The 11,888-nt window shown below is 37.4% G+C and carries 11 protein-coding genes; 5 read left to right on the top strand and 6 right to left on the bottom strand.

Features of this window, described 5'->3' with window-relative positions; genetic code table 11:
- Positions 1–268 precede the first annotated feature (268 nt).
- Both M0051_RS19300 and M0051_RS19295 read left to right on the top strand, forming a co-directional pair.
- Positions 269–628, top strand: coding sequence for a nuclear transport factor 2 family protein (locus M0051_RS19300; RefSeq protein WP_306743212.1), 360 nt, complete (start codon positions 269–271; stop codon positions 626–628).
- Between the two features lie 77 nt (positions 629–705).
- Positions 706–1,620, top strand: a complete 915-nt coding sequence (locus tag M0051_RS19295; protein WP_306743211.1) for a DUF6263 family protein — start codon at positions 706–708, stop codon at positions 1,618–1,620.
- Positions 1,621–1,965: 345 nt separating this feature from the next.
- On the opposite strand, the gene M0051_RS19290 is transcribed toward M0051_RS19295, so the two are convergent.
- Complete coding sequence (locus tag M0051_RS19290) at positions 1,966–2,688, bottom strand: hypothetical protein (protein ID WP_306743210.1); 723 nt, start codon at positions 2,686–2,688, stop codon at positions 1,966–1,968.
- A 416-nt stretch (positions 2,689–3,104) separates the two neighbouring features.
- Positions 3,105–3,236: a hypothetical protein gene (locus tag M0051_RS19285; protein ID WP_306743209.1), complete on the bottom strand. Its 132-nt coding sequence runs from the start codon at positions 3,234–3,236 to the stop codon at positions 3,105–3,107.
- Between the two features lie 308 nt (positions 3,237–3,544).
- Here M0051_RS19285 and M0051_RS19280 point away from each other — a divergent pair, with 308 nt between their 5' ends.
- From M0051_RS19280 to M0051_RS19270, 3 genes are read left to right on the top strand one after another with little or no spacing between them, the layout of a single operon-like run.
- Positions 3,545–4,306 carry an HNH endonuclease gene (locus M0051_RS19280; RefSeq protein WP_306743208.1) on the top strand — a complete coding sequence of 254 codons (762 nt, stop codon included), beginning with the start codon at positions 3,545–3,547 and terminating at the stop codon, positions 4,304–4,306.
- Positions 4,307–4,337: 31 nt separating this feature from the next.
- On the top strand, positions 4,338–5,117 hold the full coding sequence (locus M0051_RS19275) for a serine/threonine-protein kinase (protein ID WP_306743207.1): 780 nt from the start codon (positions 4,338–4,340) through the stop codon (positions 5,115–5,117).
- 56 nt (positions 5,118–5,173) lie between these two features.
- Entirely contained in the window at positions 5,174–6,280 is a 1,107-nt protein-coding gene (locus M0051_RS19270) for a hypothetical protein (RefSeq protein WP_306743206.1), read from the top strand.
- On the opposite strand, the gene M0051_RS19265 is transcribed toward M0051_RS19270, so the two are convergent.
- The 4 genes from M0051_RS19265 to M0051_RS19250 form a co-directional block, all read right to left on the bottom strand.
- On the bottom strand, positions 6,262–6,924 hold the full coding sequence (locus tag M0051_RS19265; RefSeq protein ID WP_306743205.1) for a hypothetical protein: 663 nt from the start codon (positions 6,922–6,924) through the stop codon (positions 6,262–6,264). The genes M0051_RS19270 and M0051_RS19265 overlap by 19 nt on opposite strands.
- Entirely contained in the window at positions 6,921–7,571 is a 651-nt protein-coding gene (locus M0051_RS19260) for a PP2C family serine/threonine-protein phosphatase (protein WP_306743204.1), read from the bottom strand. Before M0051_RS19260 ends, M0051_RS19265 begins: the two co-directional genes overlap by 4 nt.
- Before the next feature lie 276 nt (positions 7,572–7,847).
- Positions 7,848–9,863, bottom strand: coding sequence for a hypothetical protein (locus tag M0051_RS19255; protein ID WP_306743203.1), 2,016 nt, complete (start codon positions 9,861–9,863; stop codon positions 7,848–7,850).
- A 10-nt stretch (positions 9,864–9,873) separates the two neighbouring features.
- Positions 9,874–11,265: an OmpA family protein gene (locus tag M0051_RS19250; RefSeq protein WP_306743202.1), complete on the bottom strand. Its 1,392-nt coding sequence runs from the start codon at positions 11,263–11,265 to the stop codon at positions 9,874–9,876.
- Positions 11,266–11,888: the final 623 nt, after the last annotated feature.

The raw sequence follows: 11,888 nt of genomic DNA, 5'->3' as shown, positions 1-11,888 counted from the left end.
CTGCAAGGGCGCTAGCACAAAATGAAATAATTGGAATTCCGCTCACGCCCCTTCAGGGCTAATTGTGTTGGATTTGGATTCACCGATGGGCGTTATCCATCGCTATTGTTCTAGTCCTTTCAGGGCAATTTCAAAATTGTAGCTCATTCTCGATGTAAGAAAATATTTTACCCTGAAAGGATAATAGCAATAGCATAGGGCAGCGCCCTATGAATATGAAATGTAATTGAAACAAAGCCCTGAAAGGGCGTAAGCAAATAAACACATCATGACACCAAAACAAACCATACAAAAATGGGTAGAGGCCTTTAACCAAGGCGATGTAAACCAGATTGCAGAATTTTACCACCCCGATGCCATTAACCACCAGGTGGCCAATGAGCCTGTAGAGGGCAAGGAGGCCATTCGTAAAATGTTTACCGAAGAATTGGCGGCGGCCGAAATGACTTGTATTGTAGAAAATATCTTCGAAGATGGCGATTGGGTTATACTCGAATGGAAAGATCCACTGGGACTTCGAGGTTGTGGATTCTTTCAGATACTCGATGGCAAAATTAAATTTCAACGCGGCTATTGGGATAAACTTTCCTTCCTAAGAATGCACAATATGCCTATCCCTAAAAAATAAAACAGATAATTCATCCATAAATCGAGAAATGAATGTACTTTTAAACAATAATTAAATTATCTACCAATACTAATCAAATGAAGAAATTACTAACACTAGCCTTTATCCTAAGTGCTGCACTATGTGTACAAGCCCAAAAATACAAACTGGCTTTAAATCTTGAAGTGGGGAAGGAGTACATTCAGAAGTCGAATGCAGAAATGACCATTACCCAAAACTTTAACGGCATGCCAATCGAAATTGGGATGGTGATTAAAGGGGATTATGTCTTTAAGGTAATGGGAGCTGAAAAGGATCAGTACGATATGGAGGTGAAGTACACCAGCGTAGAGATGGAAATGGAAAGTGCACAGGGAAAAAGCACATTTAGCTCTAAAAATCCTAGCGAACAAGATATCATGTCAACCATGCTATCGAGAATGGTTGATAAGCCATTTAAAATGATTATGGGCCAAAACGGAAAGGTGGTCGACATCAAAGGAATCGATAATCTTTTTGGTAGTTTGTTCGAGGGGTTCGATCTTACAGAACAACAGAAAGACCAAATATTGGCTCAGCTGAAAAAATCCTATGGAGCAAAGGCTTTTAAAGGAAGTTTTGAGCAGATCACCGCCATTTACCCGGAGCAAAAAGTAAAATTGGGCAAGAAATGGACCACCGAAACCAATATCGAGGCAGGAACGTCGGTTCACTTAACTACCAATTTCGAACTAAAGGCTGCCAATACCGAGTATTTCCTGATTCATGGAGAAGGCAACATGCTTAGCAATCCCAACTCCCCATTTGTGAAGCAAAATGGCATGGACATGAAAATTTTATTGGACGGAAATTTGACTTCGGACATAAAAGTTGATAGAAAAACCGGTTGGATTATAGATGCCACCATTGTTCAGAACCTAAGTGGAAACACAGAGCTGAAAGCCAGCGAACAAATGCCCGAAGGCATGAACATTCCAATGACTGTTAAATCAAAATCGGTAATTACAAATTAATGGAATTCGGTTTCATGCCGATGGTTTAAAAATAAATACCCCAAATCATTGCGATTTGGGGTTTGTTTTTAGTTGCCCTAATGCAAACAGAAGAGATGAGGCTTTTTCTTCGCCTCGGGTTTCAACCCGGAGCATTCTGTGAAAACCTTCATCCCTTTGGTCCTTACCCCCTGTTAAAACAGTGGAGAATAGAAAAAAGACCTGTGCAGTTCATCCCATTGCCTCGGACTCTAGCCTGAGGGACAAAAAAATTCCCCAAAACCAAAGGCATTGGGGATAAACCAGATGTAAAAAAATTACCATTAACTTAATGCATCAAAGTTTAAAAAGGTTCAACCGGAAATACTATTCCGTTTCATTTATAATTTCTTCATTTACTTCCGAGCCTTCTTCCTCTTCCTTCGTGGCTTTCGGAGTGGCTGCCGGAAACTTAAACCACTTCAATAAATCCGGGTCATCTTCGTACATAATGCGTGCGGCCTTAAAATAGATGGCCAGCTTTTCGTACAAAGCATTCAGGGCGATGGTACGCTCTTCGGTGGCACGATTACGTTTCAAAATACAATCCGATTGCTCATCCATAAAGCCTTTTAGCTTATCGCGATGTGCCAGAATTGCAGAAAAAGTTTCCTCAGTCCATCCGTTTGCGCTTAGCTCGGCTTTGTACTTGTTGGCAATCATGTCGAAATCGGTTAGGAAAAGATACATCAACTTGCCACTTCGGCGTGCCTCTTCGTAATCATTAAAACCAAACTGATTCCATACCTTTTTATCGTTAGGGAATGCCATTTCGATGTCGAACTTGCACCTTTGGAAAAATTTACCCGATGCTGCCAATTCCTTATTTACATTCTCGGTGGCCTTGGCCTGAATGTCGATATAGGTATGATCCGATGGAATATTACTGGCTTTTGTATACAAACTATCCAATTCAGCCAAAGTTTCTGATGTGAAGTGTGGCGAGAATGCCATAAAATCATCATGCTTTTCTTTGATGAGATTAATTTTCTGACCTGAGTCAATAATAAAATTAGCGTCGGTACCGCTATAAGATCTAGATTGTCCCATATTCACAAGTTTAAGTAAGGATTAACAGTAGGAAAATTACTAAGTTGACTTTAGAAAACCAATAAAATCATAAGAAACTAATATGTTAAAATATGTTAATTCTTTTGTATCCCAAGTAAATACTGGGCTTATGTCTATTATTGTTTTTATTTATGGAAAATTAATAATTCATTAACAAAAACTATGTCAAACAACTAAAAAGTTAGTGAATGTGCAGTAAATGCTGGTAGTTTAGCGTTTTGTTGTGCTGTGATTGTGTTTTTGGTATATAATGTGGTATAAATTACAGTGCAATTTGCAATGGGAGTATCTGTTTTTGTGTAGAACGACTTAATGTTTAATAATTGTAGGCTGTTTAGAATTGGTATTTGGGCTATCATGTAGTAATGACAGATGGTCTTGTATTTAACCTTACCTCAGAACCATGTGTTGTTATTTCCCAATGGCTTGTCGCCACTTCCCAAAGACTTGTCGTCGTTTCCCAAAGGCTTGTCGCCACTTCCCAGAGACTTGTCGTCATTTCCCAGAGGCTTGTCGGCCTTAGCCAAAGGCTTGTCGCTGCTCGGTTGAAGCTTTCCGCCGCCGACAAACAACTGGGAAGCAGCGGAACAGGACAAAGGAGCGAGAACAAAAGACAGACTAGCGGGTACAGGGCTTAAAATGGAAGGGGAAAGGGGTGGAGGTATGGCGACAAACATAAAAAGAGTATCGGGTATTTTTATTTGTCTGATTTCGAACAAAGGGTGAGAACAGGAAAAAGATTAATGCCTGATAACAAGAATGTAATTGCGAATGTTAAATCATTGGTATAATTTTATTACTTTTGACATAACCCGAACCACAATGACCATTACTTATGCGTAACCCAAACTGGAATGAGGAAGAACTCATTCTCGCTTTTAACCTCTATTTGAAAACAGAGTATCGGAAGATAACTCCCAAAAATCCTCATATAATTGAGTTGGCAAATATTATTGGAAGAACTCCAGGTGCGGTAAGTTTTAAGTTATCAAACTTGGCGAGTTTAGACCCCGCAGTAAAAAGAGCGGGTAAAAAAGGACATGCCAATGCAGGTAAAGCAACCGAGGAGATTTTCGAAAAATTCCAGAACGACAGGGAAGGCCTAATATACCAAAGTGAAAAGATACTGGCCGAACGCGAAGGACTATGCCTGGAAAATAAATACGAAGTAGAATTGCCAGAAGCCAATAGTTTGGTGGGAGAAACCAAAGAACGATATGTGAAAACGCGGGTAAACCAAAACTTTTTCCGCCAAATGATTCTTACCAACTACCACAGCAAATGTGCGGTAACAGGCATTGACTTGCCACAGCTATTAATAGCCAGCCACATTTTGCCATGGGCACAAAACAAAGCCGAACGCCTGAACCCCGAAAATGGCATTTGCCTTTCGGCACTTTACGACAAGGCCTTCGACCAACACCTAATTAGTTTCGATGAGGAGTACCGACTCATCCTCTCAACAAACCTGAAAGAACACTGCACCAAAACATATTACCAAACCCATTTCGGAAACCTGGAAGGACAGGAAATGATCTTGCCTGATAAATGGTTGCCGAAGAGGGAGTTTTTGGAGTGGCATAGGGCAATGTTTTAGTGAATAGGATATAAATTTTAAAATTTACAAGATGCCAATTGTTTCATTAACAAGAGAATTTCTAGAGCATTTCAATATTACAGAATGTTCAAGAGCAATTTGTGGAGGACAGAAAACAGTATATAAGGTTAGAATTGATGGGAAGTTTTATGCATTGAAAGTCATAAAAGTTGCAGATGAGAGATTTATCCGTGAACTCAAAATATGTGAGGAGTTCAAACAAAATGCTGGGATTCCGCGAATATTTGAGGTAAAGAGTTATGACGGTGAAACTGTAATATTAGAAGAATTTATTGATGGAAATGATCTGTCTCAAATTTCAGGTCAATATCTTGGAGATGAGACAAAAGTATGTCGATTAATAAAAGAGATCATTCAATCTCTTAAACCAGTATGGGAGGCTCGATATATTCATCGGGACTTAAAACCAGCTAATATTAGAATTAGAAAGAATGGAACGCCTGTTATATTAGATTTTGGAATTGCAAGGGCTTTGGATGATGAGAGTATAACTGTGAGTGGAGGACAACCATTAACCTACATATATGGTAGTCCAGAACAATATGCAGGGAAGAAGTCATTGATTTCTTATAGGACGGATTTTTTCTGTATTGGAGTTATAGCATTTCAGCTGTACACAGGCAAACTTCCTTTTGGTAATGGTCGAGAAGAGATAGGATTAAAATATAAGAATGGTAACCTTAAAGTTTCTTCAGGAAGTGAAAAAATAGATATTTTTTGTAATGCCGTATTTAAGGTTAACCCATCTGAGAGACCAAGAACAATTGATTCACTAATTAAGCTGATATAATTATGAAGATTACTCATGTTTTAGGACACAACTCAAATTGGAATGTTGAAACATACATGCAAAATAGCATTGGCGATGCTTTTCTTATTACAGCATTTACTCATGGAATACACTATGATGCTAAAAAGTTATTAAAGCCAATTTTGGATCTGTCAATGATAGATTTACAGTTTTATGGCAAGAAGGAAAGTTCAAATATTGAAAAAGGAAAGTTATCTGAATTTGATTTTCATCCAGCGAATTGTGAAGAAAATGATGTTACTAGTGTTTATTTTGAAACTTGTGTAAAAAAAGCTATTAAGTTTCAACAGGATAATGGGTTTAAGAAGATTATAATTCCAAATTTTTATGAAAATGAAAAAGTGGAAGATATTATATATCTGATTAAAACTATCAATAAGTATATTAAGACTTTAAAAGAAGAAGATGAAGAATATTACATGACGCTTCCTTTTGCAAATCACATAATAATTGATAAGGAGAAAGTTGAAGAAATCTTATTTGCATGTACAGATATGGATATGAATTTCGATGGTTACTTTGTTGTGTGTGAAACGAAGCCAGAGTTCAGGAAAAAGATAACCACCGATATAAAGGTAATTAGGAACTTGTCTACTGTATTAAAAACTTTAAAGTTACAATCGTTCAAAACCATCTATGCTTATGCAAATTGGGATGCAATAATTTATTTAGCACAAACAGATATTGACTATTTAACAATTGGTTCATATGAGAACTTGCGAAATTTTGATATTTCAAGATTTACAAATAACAGCTCAGGGGGGCCATCAAAAGGGTACTATTTCTCTGAAAAATTATTGAATATGGTGCGAGCAGAGCACATTACGCTTATTAAAGGAACAGGAAATTTAAAATTAGTGAAGAATGAAAAGAATATATTTTCTGAAGTTATTTTAAAGGATGGTTATAATTGGAATATTCACAGACCAGATATAAATAAATGTAATTTGTTAGCTATTTCTAGACTTTTTCAGGAAATTTCATCAATCTCAGATTTAAAAAGAAGAAAAAAGCATGTATTAAGTCTTATTAAGAATGCAATTGAGATTTACAAAATGTTGGAATCAAAACATGTGTATTTGGATAATGAAAGTAGTAACTATCATTTAAGTGTTTGGAAAACTTACCTAAAGACTTCTTGATTAGTCTTAATTTGTTCGGAAAGTAGTATTTGCATTTTTGGATCAAAAGGTTTTTCTAGCAATGGTGTGAAGTGTCTTATTAAATCACCATTTGTAGAAATGGTTGCTAAACCCACATTGTATTTTTTAAATAAATCAATGTTTTTAATTGCAGAGGTTGCATAATATGCATCTAATACAACATAAGAATACTCAGCAAACCATTTATATCTGTATGCTTGTTGTAGAGCTCTTTTCCAGTTTTTTAATTTAGCTTCAATTGCAAAACTATTTTCGAAAACTAGTTGATAATCTTTTTGTATAGAGAATAGGTCATTTTTAAGCGATATATATTGACATTCTATAAGTATTTCCAGAGTTTGAGCTATTCTCTTTTTAGAATTTCTAGTTATTTCAATAATATCATCAAAGGATATTTCCTTTTCATTTAATATCAGGTTGTATATGTTAATGTCAAAGCTATTTAGGATGTGTTTGACTCTTGATAAGTGAGATTTTGGAGTTACTAAATTACATACAACAACATCAGCAATTCCATACCCTAAAGAAACTTCATCGATTAGTTCAATGTTTTCTTTAGAGTAAGTTCTCTTAAGGGTTTCCTTTAAAACTTCAACTAGTTCTATTTCCGACTTAAATCTCATTTCTTTATTATAATGTATGTTGAATCATCATTATTTTTATTGATAGAGAGTGATTCGAGTTTCCTTTTGGTGTTCTTTAAATGTTTAAAGTTTAGAGAATCGAAGAATTCCTCTAAGTTGTCATTCATTAAATCATAAAATCCATCAGTGCAAATTAAAAAGTTAGAGTTAAATTCAACATTGTAAAAATTAAAATCTGAGACCTCTAAATTATCCATACCAAGGCATTTAGTTATAATATTTTTTGAACCTTCTAATGAATCATCATTACTTATTTGTTCTATGAATTGATTGGAATAAATATAAAGTCTTGAATCTCCAATGCTTGAATAAAAAGATAAATTTTCTCCTTTGTCAATATATAAAGCAGTGTACGTACTCATTCCTTCAACTCTAGAGTTGGTAACTTTCTTGTTGCAATGAAAAAAGATATCAGTAAGCTGGTTTAAAGAAAATTTATGTCTTTTTAATAGAGAATCTAACTCTAGTTTAAAATTTTTAATAAAAAGATGACTGTTTGGTAATGAACTAACCCCATCAAATAGGACATAGAGTTCATATATATCGTTACAAACGATATATACATCATCTTGATTTTTATCTCTTTTTAATCCTTTTAATGAGTTTGTAATGTACTTGTTATTCATTCCTAATTATAGTGTGAATTTGATACAAACAATTTCAGCTACACTTAAAATACTGAAATTTAATGAAACCCGAAAGCCGTGGACAACTTGTTTCTTGTTTAAGAAATGAGTTTGTAAAAATATAAAATGTGATGAACTTAGTAGAATATTTATACTACTATATTTTTATTGTAGTATTTAAATCGTGAGCCAATTAAAACTTTAAGATCTTTCATATCTCTACAAAAAACAAAGGGCAAGCTTTTGGCTTGCCCTTATCTATGAAGTCTAAATCCTTTAAAAGCTCAATTTAAATACAATCAAATCGGCTTTATCCCCCAATCGGGTAGCACTAATGGCTACAGAATTGCCATCGGTAAGCGAGATATCGTTTAGTTTTACGCCTTGAGGCAAGCTGAATTCTTTTTCGCTTTTTACAGAGCCCGAATCATCAATCTGTACCAGTTTAATTTTGTGATTGTAGGTACCAGCAAGAACGAAACTGTTATCGGCCAAAGCCACAAGATGCTCGGGCATGCCATCGCCTGTAAGGTTTAGGGGCGATTCCCAAAGCTTTTTACCAGAGCTGTCGTAGGCTGCTGCAAAGGCCCCATTGGCTGTTGATCCTGCAAAGAGAACTTGCTTTTTGGCATTCATACCCACGGCAGTGGCCTGCTGATTCTCGGGCAATAGAATGTCCCATTGTAAATAACCTGCTTCATCTATGGCAAAAATCCAGTTTCCGGCTGCAGCAAAAGCAGTGTTCGAAGCATCATCACTAGCCAAAGCATATACTTTGCCCTTGTTGGTATACTTGCGCGACCATAGTTTTTTGCCATTGGCATTTAGCTTCACCAAAGCAGGCGTGAACAAGGAGTCTTCGGGGTTTTGGGTATAGCCGGCAATTAGAATTTGATTGTCGGGGTACACTACAAAATCGAGAGCCTCAGCCATGCTCACTTTCTGGTTGAATACATTTTGTCCGTTGGCGGCTAGCTTGTAAATCCATGCCTGACCTGGCACACTATCCACAATGGCGTTGGTAATGCCTGCCACATAAATTTCGTTCTGGGCATTGATGCTCACCTTATTTACCAAGTCGTCAAAAGGATTTCCCAAAATCTTATTCCAGAGCATTTCTCCATTGGCATCCAGGCCTAAAATCCAGGAATCATACATTTCGCCTTCGGCTTTGGGTGTGGCCGAAACCACCACCAATTCTCCATTGGGGCGTGTAGCAATTCCACCGCCAAAATCCTTGAACTCCTGATTGTCGAATCCTTTTACAAAGAGGTAATTTACCTCGGGAAAGTCTTTCAAAATCTCGTCGCCCAAAATGTTGGCTTTCAAATTAAAAATATCGATGTACTGTTCTCCTTCGGGGTATAAAGACACAAACTGGTTGTACGCCTCCAGGCTTTTTACACTTTTGGCCCATTCGAAAAGCAATTGCTTCTTTAACAATTTGGCTGCAGCTGTTTTGGGTGAATTGGGAAAGTCGGCAATGTAATTGTCAATGGCCTCCAATGTCTTTTTGGCGGCTGCCTCTTTAAAGGCCATGTCTGCCATGCTTCTCTTCACCTCAATTACTTGTCGCGCCTTGGGATAATTGGTCACAAAATCGCGCAAGTCTTGCAATGTACCTTTACGGATCGCAATTTTATAGGCCAAATCATTTCGCAGTTTTGTTGCGATATTCACTTGAGCCGATTCAGGATAATCATTTAGGAACTGATTGTAGGCATCCACCGAGTTTTGCTTCTCGGCCTCGCGAAATTTAATGTAGGTTAAGATGTGGGCCACATTGGTGTAGTATTTCGAATCGGGAAATTCTTTCAGGAACCTCTTGGCATGATCGGCATTGTTCTCCTCCCTCACGAATTTAATCAACTTGTCTTCGAGGTATTGACATTCCCATTCCATGTTTTTATCTATGGGTCTGTTTTTGCGTCTTTTGTCTTGTTTGGTAAACCATTCATTTAAAATCTCTTTATCGCTATCGGTAAACTTAGGCTGTGCTTCGTATACTTTCTGAAAATATGCCAAGGCATTAAAGTAATCTTTACCAGAATATTTATCGAAAGCGTAAACGGCAGCCAGACCTATATTTGCCATTGCCGATTCAGGCTCTTTTGCCAACACTTTCTCAAAATTTTCTTTCGCCTTAGCCAAATCATTATCGATATCGGCTTTCGCACGAGCTTCCATGCCCTTGAATAAAGAATTGTTGTAGATTCTTTTGGGATTTTGCGCCATGCCAAGCAATGAGATGAGCATGAATAGGATGAGTATATTTATTTTTTTGGAGTTCATTTGTAGGGGCTTATTTCTTTAGTACTAAAAATTCAACACGGCGATTCTTCGAGCGTCCGTCATCGGTTTGGTTGGTATCAATGGGTCTTGAAGCTCCGTAGCCAGCAGCTTTCATTCTATTAGGATCGATTCCTTTGCCAACAAGGTAGTTCACCACCGATTCGGCGCGCCGCTGACTTAAACCCTTGTTTAATTCATCAGAGCCCTTGCTATCGGTATGTCCACTGATCTGAATCTGGCTAACAATTCCTTCGTTTAAGAAATTGGCCACCTTGTCGAGCTCTTCAAAGGAAGTGGGTAGAAGTGTACTTTTGTTGAATTCAAAAAAGATATTGTCTAGAACAAGTGCAGCCCCTTCTTCAATTTGTTTAAGCTCTTCGGAAAACAAATCTTCAGGCAATTCAGGCTCGATAAAAGTAATGCTTCCTTGCGAGTGGCAATTGTTTTGGTCACTTACGTGATAGGTATAGGTGCCCGCTTCCAGATTGGTCAATTTTGTGCTGTTTTTGATTCCATTGCTCCAATCGATGTTATAAGGAGGCTGTCCGCCTGATATTCCCAAACTAATCACACCATCGTTTATGATTTTAGTGATTTGGCCCGTAACCGGATTTTTACCACCTGTATAAGAGGAATCAATCACCACGGTTTCTAATCCTTTGGGAACACATGCGCAGGAGGTGCAATCCACCAAGGGACGAATTTCAAAATCGTCGAAAAAGTAGTAAGCGTAGGATTTGCCTTTTTTGTTTTTGGTATCGCGACCCGTAACCACATAGTTGGTGTTGTCGTAGTTCTTAAAGTTTCCTACGATAAAGTACTCCTCGTAACCTTGGGCAGTATATACCATACAGAACTGGGCCCATTCTTCGGTATTGTCTAAAAACAGGCCTTCTTTATTACTGAGATGAGCTCTAAAATCTAAAAAGCTTGAATTGCCATTGGCTGTTTGGGTTTCCGAAAAATGGATGCCCAACTGATCAACGGCAAACTTACTTCCCGATGCCAATTTGTACCAAAAGGAAACGCAATATTTCTGACCTGCAACCATAGGATAGCTTAAAGTACCTTGAAAATACTCTCTGAAATTGCGATTGCTTCCACTTAGAATGGCTCCCATGTAGCCTTTGCCGGTTCTGGCTTTGCTGTAGCCTGCAAAATTATCGGGTACGCCTACTTCTCCATTACTACATTCGTTAAAATAATCAGGAGTGGTAAAGGATGGATAGGTCCAATTCGGAATCAACTTATGCGTCTTATCCATAAAAGTGTAGCTTTGAGGGCATTCTTCATACTCTTCAAAGCTAGGGTTAAGCACCATATTTTCTTCCTGGGCATATGATACAAAGCCCATAAAAACAGCACTCAATACGATGAGATACTTTCGGTAAATGTTCTTCATTATAAGTAAAGTTATAGTTTAGTGATTATCTCCAATAAAATGATATTACAGGAGCTTAGTCAATGAGGAAAACAGGAGAAAAAGGATTGTTTTATAAGGAATTAAAACGATAATAATACTCCCAAATTCCTCCGATCATTTCAAATGTATTAACAAAACATATTCTATACAAGATTATTAATTATTTTTCTCGGTATCTATTAAAACCCTTCAGCTAAAGCACAGGGTACGAGAAAATGGGGTGAAGGTTTTGTTTTTTTAACCCTCAGTTTTTACAACCCTCAGCTTTTCGAACCCTCAGCTAAAGCAGAGGGTATGGGAAGAGGATGTGCGGGTTTTATCTTTTATAACCCTCCACAAAAGTAGAGGGTAAGGGGAAAAGGATATGCAGAGTTTTATCCCTTTGCCTTGGTTTTTAACCCGAGGATTTGGGATGTGTGTTTCCAACCCTCCACTAAAGTAGAGGGTATTGGAAAAGGATGTGTAGAGCTTTATCCCTTTGCTTTGGGTTTTAATCCGAGGATTTGGGATGTGTTTTTACAACCCTCCACTAAAGTAGAGGGTATGGGAAGAGGATGTGCAGAGTTTTATCCTTTTGCCTTGGGTTTTAATCCGAGGATTTG

Source organism: Marinifilum sp. D714 (genome assembly GCF_030851345.1).
GTDB lineage: Bacteria > Bacteroidota > Bacteroidia > Bacteroidales > Marinifilaceae > Marinifilum.
Note: the sequence above shows the minus strand (reverse complement) of the source record. Positions and strands in the feature narration are given on the sequence as shown.